The following is a 16,044-nucleotide window of genomic DNA, read 5'->3' as shown; positions in this document are numbered from 1 at the left end:
TGCGCAGTGCGCGATGCGTACGGTGAATGTGCGGGACGAGTACGGTCAACGGGGTAGGGTGCACGTGGGGAGGCTGTATGTCGGAGTTGTTCGATGCGGTGGACGCGTTGGTCGCGTCGCGTGCCCCGCTGCCGCCGGTGCAGGAGCGCAAGCGGTTGCGTCAGGCCCATGGGCTGACGCTGGAAGAGGTGGCCGCCGCGCTGAAGGTGCGCCGGGCGACGGTGTCCGGGTGGGAGTCGGTGAGGAAGCCGGTCGAGCCGCGCGGCCCGGAGCGTGAGGCGTACGCGCGTCTGCTGGGCAAGCTCGCGGAGCTCTACCCCCCGCCCGCCGCTGCCGCCCCGCCCGCCGCTGCCGCCTCGCCCGCGCCCGCGGAACGGGCTTCGGCCACAAGTCCGGCTCCCGAGGCCGCGGTCACCGCTGCCCACGATGACACCCGAGCCGTCCCTGCCCTCACCTCCTCCGCTCCCGCAGGGCCGGGCGCGCCGCGCCCGGCGCGCACTGTCAGGAGCACGCCGGCGTCGCGCCGCCCGGTCGAGCGGAAAGCAGCCCCGGCCGAACCCCCGGCGGGCGCTACCGGCGCGCGTTTCGAAAATGGTCCGCTGGCAGTCGTCGACGTGGACGCGGCCGGGCAGGTGCTGGCGCACTGCACCGGCGGCCTGGTCCTGGACGTGCCCGCCAAGAGCCTTGCGGCCCTGGTCGACTGGACGCTGAAGGAGGCCGGACTCGGGCAGCCGAGACTGTCCGGCCCGGGGAAGGACGCCGACCCGCTGCTGGTGCTCACCGAGGCCGCGCTGGAACGGTACGGTCTCCCCATCACCCTCACGGATGAGGAGCGGCTCGCCGGGCGGATCCCGGAGGGCCACAAGGCCGTCAGGCAACTGGCGCGCGCGGAGTGGAAGCTGACGAAGCGCGGGTTCGGGCCATGGGCGCGCATCTACCGCCCCGCGCAGGGCGCCGAACGCAACTGCGTGCAGTTGTGCATCCCGTCCTGGCACGCTTTGGACGCCCGCCACTGGGGCGAGGCCGGACAGTTTCCGCCGCCGGAACTCGCCCGGGTCCTGGGCGTGTACGCCTCCCGTGTCATGACGCCGCGCGGCTCCACCGCGGTGACCGGCCTTGAGTTGATGACCGCGCTGCACCCGCCGACCCGCGCCTCCGAACCCGACGCGGCGGGTAAGCGGCACTCCGTGCACAACCCCGGCTCGCTGGGCAAGGACCCGGTGGACTGCGCGCCGTGCGAGGCCCCCGACGGGCACCCTCTCCTGGCGGACCTGCCGCGCTTCCACGTCCGCGGCCCCGCGGAGAAGCTCTTCGAGGAGGCGTACGACTGGGCACGCCCGCTCACCGACGACGAATGCATGCGCCGCCACCTGGTCGGCATCGACGTGAACATGGCCTTCGCCGCCGGCGCCAACGGCGTCGTCGTCGGCCTGGGCGAGCCGACGCACGTCAAGGCGCCGGTCTTCGATGCGAAGCTGCCCGGTTCGTGGCTGGTCGACCTCTCCCACGTCGACCTCTCCAGGGTGAAGACCGGCAAGGACAAGTGGACGGAGCTGGACGCCGGCCTGCTGCCCAGCCCGTTCACACCCAAGGGGGAACACCCCGAGGGCCCCGCCTGGTACGCCACGCCCACCGTCGCCTACGCGGTGGAGCTCGGCTACGACGTCCGCCCGGTCGAGGCGTACGTCCGTTACGACAGCGGCCGCTATCTGGACGGCTGGTACCAGCGGCTGCGCGACGCATACCTGGCCACGATGGCCGACCTCGGCGTCCACACCGATATGACACCGGCCGACTTCCTGACGGCGATGGACGGCTACCGGCAACGCGACCCCGAACTGGCGATCGTCGTCTCGGCCATCAAGGCGACGGTCAAGGGCGGCCTGGGCAAACTGCGCGAACGCCCGCGCGGCGAAGGCTGGCGGCCCGGGCAGCCGTGGCGGGCCCTGTCCCGTCCGACGTGGCGGCCGGACATCCGCGCCGCCGTCATCTCCCGTACCCGGATCAACCTCCACCGCAAGATCGTCAGGCATGCGGCGTTCACCGGCCAGTACCCGGTCGCGATCCTGTCCGACTGCGTCGTCTACGCCGCCGACGGGCGCTCGCCGCTCGACTTCCTGCCCTACCGGGACGGCAAGCCGCTGCCCGGTGGCTTCAAGCTCGGCATCAACCCCGGCCTGGTCAAGCACGAAGGCACCCAGAGCGTCCTGTGGGGCGAGGAGGTCCGCGAGCGGTTCGACGCCCCCGAACTCAACCTCGCCCGCTACATCAAGGACGGCACCGTCACCGACATCGACAGCGGAGAGTAGGAAGAGCCGACGATGACCCTGTTCGGTGACGGCCTGGACGCCGCCGTACAACAGACCTTCACCCGCCCAGCCCCCAAGAGCGCCCCCGCGCAGATGCGTTACCTGGTCAAGCAGCTCAAGGGCACCAGGCCGGTCGCCCAGATGCTGCGCATCTCCCAGCGCACCGTTGAACGCTACGTGAAGGACCAGATCAAGAAACCTCGCCCGGAACTCGCCGCCCGCCTGGATCGTGAGGTGAAGAAACGATGGCAGCCCCAGATCCGGGCCAGGGCCCGCCAGAGGGCGGCGACCACGGACGGCATCGTCATCGACACCCGCGCCCGCATCGGCTACACCGCCCCCATCGGCTCCACCGACGACGCCCGTATCCGGCACCTGACCGTCGCCCTGCCCCCGCAGCATGCGGCCCGGCTCTTCGACGCCCAGGAAGCCGGCGCCAACGACCGGCAACTCCAGCAGATCGCCGCCGAAGCACTCAAGGACGTGTACTTCCAGGACAGCGGCCGCCGCGCCGGGAGCCTGGAAGAGGTCCGCTTCACCGACGTCGAGCACGTGGAATTCGAACTGTAGGAGCCACCGCAGGATTCGGGCCTGTCAGGTCCAAACGAGGCGTACTGGCAGCGATGGCCGACGTCTTGGGCGTACGCGACGAGTTCGAGGGTTCTTCGGCGATCAGCGGGGCGGGGGTGCGGTAACCGCCCGACAGTGGGCCTGGGCGGATTCCCGTGGGGGAGACGCCGACTTCGTCGGCGCGCGGCTGGCCGGACACGGTGGGCAGGCTCGTACCGACGGTGCCACCAGGGACAGTATGGGGCGCGATCCGGCTGGCCGGGGGCATGGGGGACGGGTTCACTCGACCGGCGAGGAGGCCCTCCGGAGACCGGGGAGGCACCGCAGCCGGGGCCGAGCCGGCTGCGGGCGGGCGCCACTCGGTGTGCGGCACCCGTCCGCACACCGAGCGTCACACCAACGGCGCCGGGGCGTACTCGAACCAGTCGAAGGCGACCGCGCCCTCAACGGCGTACATGCCGATCACACGGCCGGTGAAGCCGCAGGCGACCTCGGTGGAAAGGTAGCGACCGTCCAGTTCGGCGAGCGGCCGGGCGTCCGGAGCGTCGGGATCGTCGAGCCAGAAGGCGATGGTGTCGGGTCCCGTGGCGCCGCCGTCGGTGAGTTCGGGCGACGCGGGCACGAGGCCTGACGTCCGGATCGTGACGGTGAGGGGCAGAGGTCCGGCCGGGACCGGCCGGCGGGCCACGGTCTGACGCAGCGGCCCGATCCGGGCGACGACGCCGACCTCCCCGTCCCCGGCCTCCAGTTCGTAGTGGTGGGCCTCGTCCAGGCGTACGCAGAGACCACCGCGTCCCGTACCCGGGTCGATCAGGGCGGTGACGCGGCAGTCGTGGTGCTGCTGGCGGCGACCGACGAAGGTGTACCCGGGGCGGTCGAGGGTGGGGCCGGTGGCGTTGAGGACCAGCCGGCCGGGGCGCTCGGTGAGCGACCAGGAGCACTCCGGACGGACGAACGGCGAAATCCAGTGCGGCGCGAGAGCGGGTCCGTCGAAGTCGTCGCGGGCGGGCGGGGCCGGAACGGAATGCCAGGCACCGACCGGGGCCGCGTGGCTCTCGGGAACGGGCGCGACGACGGGCCAGCCGTCCTCGTCCCACTCCACGGGCGTCAGGAACGTCTCGCGACCGAGTACGTGCACGTCGGGCGTGAAGCCGCGGGGGCGGACGCCGAGCAGCACCATCCACCAGCTGCCGTCGGGAGCCTGCACCAGGTCGCCGTGGCCGGTGTTCTGGACGGAGCGGGACGTACCGCTGTGTGACAGCAGAGGGTTGGCGGGTGCGCCCTCCCAGGGGCCGCGCGGCGAACGACTGCGGGCCATGGACACGCTGTGGCCGCGTTCCGTGCCGCCTTCCGCGATCAGCAGGTACCACCAGTCGCCGATGCGGTACAGGTGCGGCGCCTCGGGATACTTGAGGCCGCTGCCCGACCAGGTGGCGAAGGGCCCCTCCAGCACCTCGCCCCTGACCGGGTCGATCCTGGCCATGTTGATGCCCCCTTCGGGGCCGGAGAAGGCGCACCAGCAGGTGCCGTCCTCCTCCCACGCCAGGTCGGGGTCGATCCCCGTCAGGTCGATCCACACCGGGTCGCTCCACGGCCCCTCGGGCCGCTCGGCCGACACGACGAAGTTGCCTCCACCGCCGACATTGGTGTTGATGACCCAGTAGCGGCCGTCGTGGTGGCGGATCGTGGGAGCGTAGAGGCCTCCGGACGCCTTGGCGCCGGGGAGGGGCAGCTGCAGTTGCCCGGGCCGGTCGAGCACGTTGCCGATCTGCTCCCAGTGCACGAGGTCCTTGCTGTGGAAGAGCGGCAGCCCGGGGAAGTACTCGAAGCTGGAGCACACCAGGTAGTAGTCGTCACCGACCCGGCACACGCTCGGATCGGGGTGGAACCCGCTGATCACGGGGTTGTCGTACATGTGCACGGAAACGTCTTCCCTTCGAGCTGCCGGGCGCCGTGGCGCGAGTCTAGGGTGGCTTTGATCACGACTCGCGGTTCAGGCGCAACTTCTTTGCGGATCAGCAGCAGAACCCTGCGACGAGTCCGCGCCTGGACCGATGCCCCGGTCCACTCTCGACAACCGGACCAGAGGTAGCGGTGAAGGGCCGCGCCGCGAGTTCGCGGATCCGGTCACGGGCCTCGGGGGGATCGGCCACGGTGAGATCGTCCGCGAAGGCAACTGACGCACGTCCTCCGTCTCCCGGCAGGCCACCGTGATCGTGATCTCCCGGCCTGCTCGGAGTGCACGGTCAGACGGGAGCCGAGGAGGCGCCTGGCACCATCGAGTTGGCGGCTTCGCGCTCGGCAACCGAGGCGGGGCGATCACGCTGCTCGCTCCTTCCGGACTCAAGGTCCACGGTGTGTCGTACACGGAAGCCGACGTGCGTCGCGAGGGGTGGACGGTGTCGTTCCGGTGAACGGCGACCCTCCGCTGTTCACCGACGTGGTCCGTAACGCCGTCGGTCCCTACCCGGACCCTCCGGATCAGGCCCTCGCGTCGTGCGTGGACGAGACATCCCAGATCCAGGCCCTCGACCGCACCCAGCCGGTGTTGCCGCTGGTGTCAGGGGTTTCCGAGCGCCGAAGTCAACGACTGGGCCCGGGCCCGCACCAGCGCCCGCCCTTGAGGTCTCCACCGGCACAGTGATCGGCTCCTTGCCGCAGGCACCGGGCCGTGGACGTAAAGAAGTTCTTGGCCGGACCGAGCGAGAAGCCGCCGGCGCTCGCACGCAACATCCGTACCTTGGCTCGCCGGCCGGCACGAGCACTCCGGACTCCTTGCCGTGGACGAAGACCGCCGATGAGATTCTCGACAAAGTCGCCGCCTACTGCCGACGAATGTCCGACACAGGCCCCTGGCCCAGATACCGGGCCACCGCCTCCTCGATCCCCGCCGCGTCCGCACCCTCCGCCGCCCAGGCCACGTATCCGTCGGGCCGTACCAGGACGGTCGTCCGGCGCTCACCCGCCCAGCGCTCCACCGTCAGCCACCCCTCACGGACACCGGGGCCTTCGTATGTCCCGGGCGTGATCAGCACGAAGCGGCCACCGCGCAGTGCCTCGTAGAGCCGTCCGTCCTTCAGGTCGACGTCCGGGACGCGGGTGCCGGTGAGGCGGTGGGCGCCGCGGGGGGCGGGGTAGGCGTAGCCGATCCCGGTGATCTGTCCCAGGGCCTTGCGCTGGATGGGCGGGGCCATGCCGACGACCGCGGAGACGAGGGCGCGGGCGGCACGCAGCAGCGGATTCCGCGCGCGGGCCAGCCGGACCAGTCCGCCACTGCTGCGCAGCACTGCCCTGCCGACCGGGTGGCGTTCGGCCTCGTAGCTGTCGAGAAGCCCGTCGGGCGCCCGGCCGTGGACGACCGCGGCGAGCTTCCAGCTCAGGTTGGCGGCGTCCTGGAGGCCGGTGTTCATGCCCTGCCCGCCGGCCGGGGAGTGGATGTGCGCGGCGTCCCCGGCGAGGAAGACCCGCCCGACCCGGTAGTGGGGTGCCTGGCGCTCGTCACTGTGGAAACGGGAGAGCCAGCGCGCGTCGTGCATGCCGTAGTCGGCGCCCAGGGCACGGCGGGTGATCTCCTTGACCTCGTCGAGGTCGAGCGGGGCGTCGTCGGAGACCTCGTTGCGGCGGTTCCAGCCCATGACCCGGTACCAGCCGTCGCCGAAGGAGGCGATCATCGCGAAGGCGTCGTCGCGGCCGTTGACGGTGAGGACGTCCTCGGGCCTCTCGGCCAGCCGGACATCGGCCAGGATCAGCGACTTGATGACGGAGACCCCGGGGAAGTCCAGGCCGATCGCCTCCCGCACGGCGCTCCGGTGACCGTCGGCGCCGACGACATAGGCCGCCCGGCGGGTGACGACCGTCCCGTCCGCGCCGCGCACGTCGAGGTCGACTCCCTCGTCGTCCTGCCGCAGCCCTACGACCTCGCTCTCGTACGCGAACTCGACCCCGGCTTCCCGGGCCCGCCGCTCCAGGAGCCGCTCGACCTCGTACTGCGGGGTGATGAGCAGGAACGGGAAATGCGAGGGCAGCGTGCTCAAGTCGAGGGAGAGGCGGCGGAAGAGTCGCAGGCCGGTGATGGTGTCACCGGTGGTGAGGAGTTCGTCGGCGAGGCCGCGGGCGTCGAACTGTTCCAGGGTGCGGGCGTGCACCCCGAAGGCGCGGGAGAGGTTGCTTGTCGTGCGCGGCCGCTTCTCGACGAGGGTCACGGGGACGCCGGCAGTGGCGAGGTCACCGGAGAGGAGGAGGCCGGTGGGGCCGGAGCCGACGACGATCACGGATCGGTGGGTGGCGGTGCCGTTCATGGTGGCCTCCTGTTGCCGACGCTTGCCTGCCATCGCCTCTCGCCAACAAATGTTGGCCAACGCTCGTTGATAAACATATCGAGGGACCAGTGATGACGTCAACAGCCGTTGGCCAACATATGTTGGCGAACACTTGTTGACCTGATCCCGTTGGCCTACGCTTGTGGGCATGAACGGTGGCGACAGCACCTCCACGGTTACCGGCTCCGGTGTCTCCCGCCGGTCCGACGCCACACGCGGCGCGATCCTCGCGGCGGCCCGCGAGCGCTTCGCGGCCGACGGCTACGAGCGAGCCACCATCCGTGCCATCGCCAAGGACGCGAACATCGATCCGTCGATGGTGATGCGGTACTACGGCAACAAGGAGGGCCTCTTCGCGGCGGCCGTCGCCATCGACCTGCGACTGCCGGACGTGAGCGGGGCGGAGCGCCGCCAGGACGCGGGGCGGATCCTGGTCGAGCACTTCCTCGACATGTGGGAGAACAACGAGGTCCTCACCGCCCTGCTGCGGGTCGGCGCGACCAACCAGGCCGGGGCGGAGCGCATGCAAGGCATCCTGCGGGACCAACTGCTGCCGGTCGCCCGGCAGGTGTGCCCCGACCCCGAGCAGGTACCGGCACGGGCGGCACTCATGGCGTCGCAGCTGCTGGGGCTGGCGCTCACGCGGTACGTGCTGCGGATGCCGCCGGCGGTGGGGCTGGCACGGGCGGAGATCGTGGCATGGCTGGCCCCGACGATCCAGCGGTACCTGACTGCGCCGAGTCCCTGAGGCTTGCCGACCACTCCTATCCTCAGGGGGTCGTTCGTCCGCGATGACGGCACCCTGCTGCCCGTCTCCTGGGCGATCACTCCCTACGACACCGGTGCTCGGGGAATACCAATGAGACGCTGCGCCGGCTCCTGGCACGACCGGTGCCCCTCGGTGGGACTGGCGGTCGAGCATGTCGGCCACGCCGTCGAGCCGGTTGCGAACCCCGTCCCGTCCGCGGTGGGCCGGGCGAAGACGGTGCGGGTCGTGGCGGCGACCGTCTCCCCGACCCTATCGAGACGACACCGACGACCTCGCGTCCGACGTCCCGGGTGACGCCAGTGGCGAGGACGACGGCCTGGGAGACGATGCGGTGCTCGACACGGGCGCGGTTCTACAAGTCGGCGACGAGAAGCCGGTAGCCGACATCGAGTGTCTCCCGGTCGAGCAGGTCGGCATGGCGCCGGTGCCACCGGCCGGAGGACAGGTCGGCGGACAGCCGGGCCAAGCCAGGCTGGATGACGTCGTCGCTGATCTGGGCGAACACCGAGATGCCGGCCCGGACCTGCGGATCGAGGTAGGCCTCGGGCCGGCGCCAGAAAGCGGCGAGGAATCCGTCGGTGCAGTCGTACGGGACGGGGACCGTCTCGATGCGGGCGCCTCCAGCAGCGTGACCAAGCGGTCGATCGCGACCGCCCGTGTCTCGTCGAACTCGGCCGCCTCCGGCAGGTACTCGTCCAGCAGCCAGAACCTGTGGTTGATGCCGGGGTCGAAGGTGAAGATGACGATCCGTTGCCGGGCGATGCGGTGGAGTTCCCCGATGCCGGCTTCCAGGTCGCTCCAGTGGTGGACGGTCAGGAGGGCCATCACCGCATCAGCCGAGTCGTCAGCAAGAGGGATCGACTCCGCGGACGCTTCCAGAGCCCGCGCGGATTCGGCCGGCCGCTGGGCGATCATCACTGCGCTGGGTTCGACAGCCAACACCGTTTCCGGCGGTTCGTAGGAGCCGGTGCCGGCCCCCACATTGATCACGGTGGCGGCACCACCGAGGGCTTGACGGATCCTGGCGGCGATGCGGGGGTCCGATCGCCGGGTGGCAGCGTAGGTCGCACCGATGCTGTTGTAAGTCGCCACACCCCGCAGTATGCCCTTCCCGCTGTCACTGGAAAGAGCTCGCAGTGTGGTCAGTTCTCGTCTCTCGTCGACATTCTGAGCCGTCTGATCGCCAACCCCGCCCAGATAACCGGACCGTTGAGCCCGGACGGCGGGGTTGGATCGGCAAGCGACCGCCTGGATTCGGTGGGTGGCACCGCGCCATCGTTGGGCTTTGCGTAAGTCGAAGGTCAAGCCGGCACTGCGGGAAGCGGTCGGCTGGCGGCAATGGGGCTGGGCTACGGTGCCGCGTATGCGCACCGAGGACGCCATCACCCGACCCCTGCTCCGGATCCGGGACGTCGCGGTGCGTGGGGCCCTGTATGGCCTGGCTGCCGTGTCCCTGCTCGGGGTGGCCTCCCTGTTCGTCGGCGACCACCACGACCGGACGACGTTCCTCGGTGCCGTCGGATTGTTCGCCGCTTTCACCGCTGTAGTGGGGATCCTCATCGGGCTCGTCCTCTGGTCGGCCTGCGGGGGAGACATCCGGCGCTGTCGCGACTGGCACACGGTCACAAGCCAGGCGGGGCCGGCGACCGTCGCGGCCCCGGTCCTCGCCGACGGCGGACGGTGGACTCGAAGATGTTGTTGCCGCCGGGCCATGTCGGCCAGGCACTGGTCGTACGCAGTACGGCCAGGACGATCACCGCGATCTTCCCGGGCGGCAGTATCCGCCACCGGGACCGGATAGCCTCAGATGGCGCCGCAGCAGACGGGCGAGGTGGTTGACGGTGCGGCGTCGACAGCGGCAGACGGCATTGGCAGACAAGCGGGCAGGCGCCCTCAACGTGCTCTTCGGCTCTCTTCACACAGTGCCCAACGGCCGCCGGAGCCACCGTGGTTACGTACATGCTGCACCATTGAGGGCTGCTCCTGTCGGGCCCGCCCAGAGCGCCGATTCCAGTCAGCAGGTCCGTGGGGTGTCACCGTCCCGATCGGCCGAGTGAAGCAGTTCGATGACACGTTCCTCGTACCGGACGCGGGCCGGGGAGAAGTCGTACGGCATCTTGCCGATGGCCTCCATCGGGCTCATCCTCGCCTCGCCCTCCGCCTCGCCGGCGTTCTCGTCCTCCTGGTCCAGGAGGACGTCGAGGGCCTCGTCCAGGCCGGATCTGTCGATGGTGGCTCCCAAGGCCGTCTCATGAGTACACCGCTGGGCAGCCAGGTCTTCGATGCGGGGGTCGTCGGGGGACATGGTGTCGTCCAAGGCCGCCTCGGCCTCGGCCAGGCGGTCCTCCTCGGCCCGCAGCTCGGGGTGGGTGGCCAGGACGATGAACCGGTTGGCCTGGGCGGCGGCGCCCAGGGAGCCGAAGATACGCTCCGTGACCAGAAGGGTATCGAGATCGGCCGGGCGCAGGGACCCGGGCGGCAGATCATGCAGGCGGCCACTGACCAGCGGTGAGAGCAGGCCCAGAGGGCTGCCCACCTCGCGGAGGCGGTGCACGGCGGCCCGCTGGGCCTCGATGGCGGCCGCCTTGGAGACGAGGGATTCCTCCAGCCTGGCCAGGGACTGCTCGATGCCGGTGGCGCCCTCAAAGCCGGCCCGGATGTCGTCCAGAGGGATACCCGCATCAGCCATCTTGCGGATCCACAGCAAGCGGACCATGTCGTCGTATACGTAGCGGCGGCGGTCGTCGCTGCCGCGTTCCGGTTCGGCGAGGAGCCCGATGGCGTGGTAGTGGCGGATGGCGCGGGGTGTGGTCCCGGCGAACGCGGCGGCATCGCCGATCTTGACCCGGCGGGGAATCGCAGGAAGGGGCATACGCGGGAACCTCTCAATGTCGTGCTCGCCGCCTACTGGACCACATGCCGCTACGGCACATGCAAACCCGCTGCCGTAGGCGCGCCCCGCGCCCCCGCACCATCAAGGGTCGTACGGATCGCTGCACGGGCAGAGAAAACGTCCCGGACAAGCAGACTTGGGGACAGAGCAAGGGCGGGGAATCTATCAATGAGTGCCATCAGGGCGGCAGAATCCCTGGCCACAGGGGCGTGGTGAACCGGCCGTCGGGCAGTTTCCGAAGCCGGCCGCGGCCGGCTGCCCGTCGGGTGCGGCCGATCAGCCGGGCGGCCATGACTGGCCCGATGCCCGGGGTGTCCATCAGCGCGCTGCCCGATGCCTCCACAAGGCTCTGCATCCGGGCAGCATTGTCCGTGAGCTGCTTGTCCCGTTTCCGGATCTCGGCGACCAGATCCCAGGCGATGTCCTTGCGGACGGTCTCGACGTCGCCAGCGGGACGGACGGACCGCAGCAGTTTGGCGGCCAGGTCCGCGGACAGCTGGGTCGGGGCGCCGCCGGGCAGCAGATCACGCAGCAGCGCGTGAAGCTGGTTAACCGTGCGGACCCGGGCCTGGGCCAGGTTCACACGCCGTTCGTCCAGAAGAGCCAGCGCCGTGGTGTGATCCTCGGGCTCGACATCCCGTCCGTCCCCCTGCAGATAGGCGACGGTGGCCGCGGCCGCGGCGTCGATCTGGTCGTTCTTGCGCCGTCCACCGCGGGAGAGTTCGCGTACCCGACTGGTCGCTGCGGCAGGCACGTCGACGACGCTCTCGCCGCGGGCGATGAGCCACTGAGCGAGATGCCGGCCCAATCCGTTGGCGTTCTCCACAGCCCACTTCCGCTGCGGCCACCGCTTGGCCCAGGCCAGCAGCCGCTGGTAGTCCGTCAGGCTCGCCTCGATCCGCATCGTCCCGACCTGCTGGTTTGATTCCGGCTCGACGGCGGTGGCGGTGTGGGTGGACTTGTGGGGGTCAACACCGAGCAGTATCACGGGACAGTGTTCCTCACGGTCGGACGACAGGGCATCCACGGCCGACACGCCGACTTCCGGAACCAACCGGTCGGGACACGCCTCTGTTGAGTCAGACCGCGGACGGACACCGGACCGGCGACATACCCCGGGAGAGCCAGCACCGAAGAGCGGCAGACGGTTCACGAGTCACCCGGCCCGGCGTCCTACGGCACGCTACGAGCGGCCAACCCGACCGCGTCCCGCTACCCCATACAAGTCGGCGGTTCACATCGACCTGGTCCTCTCCGAAGAACTCGCCGTCCGGGAGGACCGCCGCTTCCGCACCGGTCTGCGGATCTCGAAGCTGCCGCACCACAAGACACTGGACGACTACGACTTCTCGTTCCAGCCCGAGCTCGATCCCCGCAAGGTCAAGGACCTCGCCACGTTGTCGTTCGTCGAGGCCAAGGCCAACGCTGCCCTGCTCGGGCCGCCGGGAGTGGGCAAGACGCATATCGCCGTCGCGCTCGCGGTCGCCGCCTGCCGGGCCGGCTACTCGATCTACTTCACCAGCCTCGACGACATGGTCCGCAACCTCAAGGCCGCCGAGGCCGCCGGGCGGCTGACCAGCAAGCTCGGCAGCTACCTGCGGCCAGCTGTTCTCGTGGTCGACGAGGTGGGCTACCAGCCCCTCGAACGCGCGGAAGCCAACCTGGTCTTCCAGGTGATCTCAAAGCGCTACGAAAAGGGCTCGATCATCCTGACCTCGAACAAGACCTTCAGCGAATGGGGACAGGTGTTCGGCGATGAGGTCTTGGCCACCGCCATCCTCGACCGCCTCCTGCACCACTGCGACGTGATCTCCATCAACGGCCCCAGCTACCGCCTCAAGAACCGGCTCGCAGCCATCGAGCGAGACCAGGAAAGCGCAGCCTAATAGTTCATGTGGTCGACAATGAGCGCATGGACGTCCCTGAGCTGCTCGAATCAGCTTCCCTGCTGGTCCCGGAAGAGACCGCCACCGAGAACGACATCACGGTGCGAGACATCTGGGACTACCTCGTCCACGACGAATGGGAGATCGCCCTGGGCCTGCTGGAGGAGCTCGGGGACGGTCGCTCGCTCCCTCCGGCGTTCTGGGAGAAGCTCGCCGAAGCGGCTGAGCAGCTCCGGCTTGAGCGGAGCGCGGCTTGGTGCCATTGGCGGTGCTCCGAGATCCGCAACGGCGTGATCCGGGCGGATCTGACGCTCCGTCCTGCCACCGAGGCTCGTCGCACAACGCCGATCTCCGGCGCCGGTGTTCTGCGACCCATGTGGGACATCGGACACCTCTCACCCACCGGTGGACGTGCGGTCAGCATCGCCTTCCTCTGGGTGGAGAGCATGCCCATTCTGGAGCCCGGCGGCCGAGCCACGGTTCGTCTCGTGCCCCTCACTCCCTCTCATTGGACGCACGTCCAGCCCGGCCAGCAGATCACCATGCACGAGGACCGAACCGTGGCCGGCACCGCAGTCATCCTGGAGGTTCACCGCCCTGCCATCGCCAAGCCCGCGGGATGACGTGACTGGCTCACAGCCTTCCTGCCGGTGCACGTATCTCCGTACTTGGTGGAGCACTCATAGAAGTACGCGGACACCAAGACCTGCAAGCATCCGCGGTGGTCTGCGACGCACCGCTCTGCGGCCTCGCTCAGGTTGTGCCAAAGATGCCACCTGTCCGCGACCTGCACCGCCTGCGGTGCCCCGGCCGTGGCACCTTCGGCGGAGAACGGGGCCCGATCCGGCAAACCACCTCGACCCCTGCCGTTTCGCGAGCCAAGCCGCCGGGCTGGACGCTTCACGGTCGGGCAACAGGTCCACCGGACGCCGGCTGTCGACGTCGACCAGGACAGTCCCCGTAGTGATGCCCTTCGCGGGTCACGTATTCATCGACGCCGACCGCCCGCGGGGCCGGAACTTCAGGGTCGGGCAACGCTGCGACCAGCCGCAGCACCGTTCTTCACGGGCGGAAGGTGCGGCGGTAGGTGTCGGGTGGGACGCCGACGCTGCGGTGGAAGTGGCGGCGCAGGGTGGTGGCGGTGCCCATGCCAGTGGCCGCGGCGATGGCGTCTACGGTGGCGTCGGTGGTCTCCAGCAGTTCCTGTGCGTGGCGAATGCGCTGGGTGTGGAGCCATTGCAGTGGTGTGGTGCCGGTGAGGTGCTTGAAGTGGCGGCCGAGGTGTCGTGAGCTCATGCGGGCCTGACGGGCCAGGTCTTCCACGGTCAGCGGCTGGTCCAGCCGCTCCAGTGCCCAGGGGACGAGCTCGCCCAGGGGGTGGTTGCCCGGGTCGGGGAGGGGGGTGGCGATGAACTGGGCCTGGCCGCCGTCGCGGTGGGGTGGGGTGACCAGGCGTCGGGCGATCTTGTTGGCGTTGGCCGAGCCGTGGTCGAGGCGGACCAGGTGCAGGCACAGGTCCATGGCGGCGGCTTTGCCCGCGGAGGTGAGGACGTCGCCGTTGTCGACGTAGAGGACGTCCGGATCGACGGTGGCCGCCGGGTGGCGCCGGGCCAGTTCCCGCGTGTGGGCCCAGTGTGTGGTGGCGCGCCTGCCGTCGAGCAGTCCTGCCGCGCCCAGGACGAAGGCGCCCGTGCACAGTGAGACCACGCGGGCACCGGCCGCGTGGGCCGCACGCACCGCCTCGACCAGCTGGGCGGGCGGGTCGAGGTCGGTGTCGGCCCATCCGGGGACGATCACCGTGTCTGCGTGCGCGAGGTGGCCGAGTCCGTGGTCGGGTTCCAGGCGGAAGCGGTCGACGTGTACCGGACCGCTCCCGCAGAGGGAGAAGTCGTACCAGGGGTCCACGACGTGGGACAGGTCGGCTCCGAAGACCTCGACGGCCACGGACAGTTCGTAGTGGAGCATGCCGTCGGTGACGGCCAGTGCAACAGCAGGCATGTCCGAAACTGTACGTGACATGTCGTTTCCGACGCTCGTGCGGGGCGCTGCCGGAGGGACAGGATGTGGATGTCGGGCCGCAGCGGATCGGCCTCGCAGCGGGCGTTCGAGTACACGGGAGAGTTTCATGGGGTCAGGTCAGCCGGTGACGGTGTTCGGCGCCTACGGTCACACCGGGCGGTTCGTGGTCGCGGAGCTGGCAGCGCGCGGGTTCGCCCCGGTGCTGTCCGGGCGCAACACACAGACCTTGGAAAAGATGGCCCACAACTGCGGGCTGGAGGCCCGGATGGCGTCGGCCGAGGACCCGGCTTCGCTGGAGCGGGCCCTGGCGGACACGGCGGCGGTCATCAACTGCGCCGGCCCCTTCGCATCAACCACCGGCCCTGTCATCGAGGCCGCGCTCCGCGCGAAGATCCCCTACCTGGACGTGGCCGCCGAACTCGAGGCCAACCTCGACACGTTCGCCCGCTACCGCGAGCGGGCCCGGGACGCGGGAGCGGTGATCGTCCCGGCCATGGCCTTCTTCGGCGGTCTCGGCGACCTGCTGACCACCGCAACGATGGGTGACTGGACCGAAGCCGACGAGGCACACATCGCCTACGCGCTCAGCAACTGGCACCCCACTACCGGTACCCGGCTCTCGGGCGCGGTCTCCCGCGAGCGGCGCGGCGACCACCGCCTGCGCTACAGCGGCGGACAGTGGGAACGCCGCACCGATGCCGCGCCCACCCTGGAGTGGACCTTTCCGGAACCGATGGGACCCCGGCCGGTGATCGGGGAGTTCACGATGGCGGACGTCGTCACCGTCCCCCAGCACCTCTCCATCCCCGATGTGACGACCTACATGAGCGCCGAGGCAGCCCGAGACGTCGCCGCCCCTCACACGCCGCCCCCGACCGCCGCCGACGAGCACGGACGCTCGAATCAGACCTTCCTCGTCGACGTCGTCGTCCGCTCCGGCGGAACCGAACGCCGGGTCACGGCCAGTGGCCAGGACATCTACGCCGTCACCGCACCTCTCGTCACCGAGGCCCTCGAGCGCGTCCTGACTGGCCGCACCAAGGCCGTCGGCGTCGTCTCCGCCGGTGAGATCTTCGACGCCCCCGACTTCCTCCACGCGCTCGACCCGAACATCACACTCCACCTGCACCCGCAGAAGCAGAACGCCTGACCCAGCCCAACCGCCCTGCCGTCGGGCACGTGCCGGGAGTGTCATGAATTAGGTGTGATCCTTCCCGAAGGAGTCATCTGATGAATGCGACGACAGGTCACCTGATCGAGGCCGTGGACCGCGTGTCGC

Annotated in this window: 11 protein-coding genes and 3 pseudogenes; 8 read left to right on the top strand and 6 right to left on the bottom strand. The window is 69.9% G+C overall.

Going from position 1 to position 16,044, the window contains the following annotated elements; genetic code table 11:
- Positions 1-77 precede the first annotated feature (77 nt).
- Positions 78-2,309 (top strand): telomere-associated protein Tap, encoded by a 2,232-nt coding sequence (gene tap, locus ACIF9R_RS13615; RefSeq protein WP_399978591.1) that lies wholly within the window; start codon positions 78-80, stop codon positions 2,307-2,309.
- Positions 2,310-2,321: 12 nt separating this feature from the next.
- Entirely contained in the window at positions 2,322-2,879 is a 558-nt protein-coding gene (tpg, locus tag ACIF9R_RS13610; protein ID WP_399978588.1) for a telomere-protecting terminal protein Tpg, read from the top strand.
- A 391-nt stretch (positions 2,880-3,270) separates the two neighbouring features.
- Here tpg and ACIF9R_RS13605 read toward each other — a convergent pair whose 3' ends face one another.
- Positions 3,271-4,794 carry a glycoside hydrolase family 43 protein gene (locus ACIF9R_RS13605; RefSeq protein ID WP_399979092.1) on the bottom strand — a complete coding sequence of 508 codons (1,524 nt, stop codon included), beginning with the start codon at positions 4,792-4,794 and terminating at the stop codon, positions 3,271-3,273.
- Positions 4,795-5,334: 540 nt separating this feature from the next.
- Here ACIF9R_RS13605 and ACIF9R_RS13600 point away from each other — a divergent pair.
- Positions 5,335-5,445: pseudogene (locus ACIF9R_RS13600) on the top strand (IS630 family transposase); the annotation flags it as partial.
- A gap of 256 nt (positions 5,446-5,701) precedes the next feature.
- Here the strand turns inward: ACIF9R_RS13600 and ACIF9R_RS13595 are convergent.
- Positions 5,702-7,177 carry an FAD-dependent monooxygenase gene (locus ACIF9R_RS13595; protein ID WP_399978585.1) on the bottom strand — a complete coding sequence of 492 codons (1,476 nt, stop codon included), beginning with the start codon at positions 7,175-7,177 and terminating at the stop codon, positions 5,702-5,704.
- Between the two features lie 169 nt (positions 7,178-7,346).
- Between ACIF9R_RS13595 and ACIF9R_RS13590 the strand changes: the two genes are divergently transcribed.
- Positions 7,347-7,946, top strand: coding sequence for a TetR family transcriptional regulator (locus tag ACIF9R_RS13590; RefSeq protein WP_399978582.1), 600 nt, complete (start codon positions 7,347-7,349; stop codon positions 7,944-7,946).
- 373 nt (positions 7,947-8,319) lie between these two features.
- Here ACIF9R_RS13590 and ACIF9R_RS13585 read toward each other — a convergent pair.
- Positions 8,320-9,059: pseudogene (locus ACIF9R_RS13585) on the bottom strand (class I SAM-dependent methyltransferase).
- Between the two features lie 271 nt (positions 9,060-9,330).
- Between ACIF9R_RS13585 and ACIF9R_RS13580 the strand changes: the two are divergent.
- Entirely contained in the window at positions 9,331-9,768 is a 438-nt protein-coding gene (locus tag ACIF9R_RS13580; RefSeq protein WP_399978579.1) for a DUF6336 family protein, read from the top strand.
- A 213-nt stretch (positions 9,769-9,981) separates the two neighbouring features.
- On the opposite strand, the gene ACIF9R_RS13575 is transcribed toward ACIF9R_RS13580, so the two are convergent.
- Both ACIF9R_RS13575 and ACIF9R_RS13570 read right to left on the bottom strand, forming a co-directional pair.
- Positions 9,982-10,839: a MerR family transcriptional regulator gene (locus tag ACIF9R_RS13575; protein WP_399978577.1), complete on the bottom strand. Its 858-nt coding sequence runs from the start codon at positions 10,837-10,839 to the stop codon at positions 9,982-9,984.
- 199 nt (positions 10,840-11,038) lie between these two features.
- On the bottom strand, positions 11,039-11,848 hold the full coding sequence (locus ACIF9R_RS13570; RefSeq protein ID WP_399978574.1) for a transposase: 810 nt from the start codon (positions 11,846-11,848) through the stop codon (positions 11,039-11,041).
- A gap of 250 nt (positions 11,849-12,098) precedes the next feature.
- On the opposite strand from ACIF9R_RS13570, the pseudogene istB reads away from it, so the two are divergent.
- A pseudogene (gene istB / locus ACIF9R_RS13565) lies at positions 12,099-12,746 on the top strand (IS21-like element helper ATPase IstB); the annotation flags it as partial.
- 26 nt (positions 12,747-12,772) lie between these two features.
- Positions 12,773-13,369 carry a hypothetical protein gene (locus ACIF9R_RS13560; RefSeq protein WP_399978571.1) on the top strand — a complete coding sequence of 199 codons (597 nt, stop codon included), beginning with the start codon at positions 12,773-12,775 and terminating at the stop codon, positions 13,367-13,369.
- Between the two features lie 439 nt (positions 13,370-13,808).
- Here ACIF9R_RS13560 and ACIF9R_RS13555 read toward each other — a convergent pair whose 3' ends face one another.
- The gene (locus ACIF9R_RS13555; RefSeq protein WP_399978569.1) at positions 13,809-14,744 is read right to left on the bottom strand and encodes a helix-turn-helix domain-containing protein; all 936 of its coding nucleotides are present in this window, start codon (positions 14,742-14,744) and stop codon (positions 13,809-13,811) included.
- Between the two features lie 127 nt (positions 14,745-14,871).
- On the opposite strand from ACIF9R_RS13555, the gene ACIF9R_RS13550 reads away from it, so the two are divergent.
- The gene (locus ACIF9R_RS13550; RefSeq protein WP_399978566.1) at positions 14,872-15,915 is read left to right on the top strand and encodes a saccharopine dehydrogenase family protein; all 1,044 of its coding nucleotides are present in this window, start codon (positions 14,872-14,874) and stop codon (positions 15,913-15,915) included.
- Positions 15,916-16,044 lie beyond the last annotated feature (129 nt).

It is taken from the genome of Streptomyces sp. NPDC086080 (assembly GCF_044540255.1).
Taxonomy (GTDB): domain Bacteria; phylum Actinomycetota; class Actinomycetes; order Streptomycetales; family Streptomycetaceae; genus Streptomyces.
The sequence above is the reverse complement of the archived record's forward strand: the minus strand, read 5'-3'. Positions and strand labels throughout refer to the sequence as shown.

What these genes read in the sequence shown, in the direction of transcription:
- tap (WP_399978591.1), top strand. Translation starts at nt 78, where the DNA reads ATGTCGGAGTTGTTCGATGCGGTGGACGCGTTGGTCGCGTCGCGTGCC.
- tpg (WP_399978588.1), top strand. Translation starts at nt 2,322, where the DNA reads ATGACCCTGTTCGGTGACGGCCTGGACGCCGCCGTACAACAGACCTTC.
- ACIF9R_RS13605 (WP_399979092.1), bottom strand. Translation starts at nt 4,794, where the DNA reads ATGTACGACAACCCCGTGATCAGCGGGTTCCACCCCGATCCGAGCGTG.
- ACIF9R_RS13595 (WP_399978585.1), bottom strand. Translation starts at nt 7,177, where the DNA reads ATGAACGGCACCGCCACCCACCGATCCGTGATCGTCGTCGGCTCCGGC.
- ACIF9R_RS13590 (WP_399978582.1), top strand. Translation starts at nt 7,347, where the DNA reads ATGAACGGTGGCGACAGCACCTCCACGGTTACCGGCTCCGGTGTCTCC.
- ACIF9R_RS13580 (WP_399978579.1), top strand. Translation starts at nt 9,331, where the DNA reads ATGCGCACCGAGGACGCCATCACCCGACCCCTGCTCCGGATCCGGGAC.
- ACIF9R_RS13575 (WP_399978577.1), bottom strand. Translation starts at nt 10,839, where the DNA reads ATGCCCCTTCCTGCGATTCCCCGCCGGGTCAAGATCGGCGATGCCGCC.
- ACIF9R_RS13560 (WP_399978571.1), top strand. Translation starts at nt 12,773, where the DNA reads ATGGACGTCCCTGAGCTGCTCGAATCAGCTTCCCTGCTGGTCCCGGAA.
- ACIF9R_RS13555 (WP_399978569.1), bottom strand. Translation starts at nt 14,744, where the DNA reads ATGCCTGCTGTTGCACTGGCCGTCACCGACGGCATGCTCCACTACGAA.
- ACIF9R_RS13550 (WP_399978566.1), top strand. Translation starts at nt 14,872, where the DNA reads ATGGGGTCAGGTCAGCCGGTGACGGTGTTCGGCGCCTACGGTCACACC.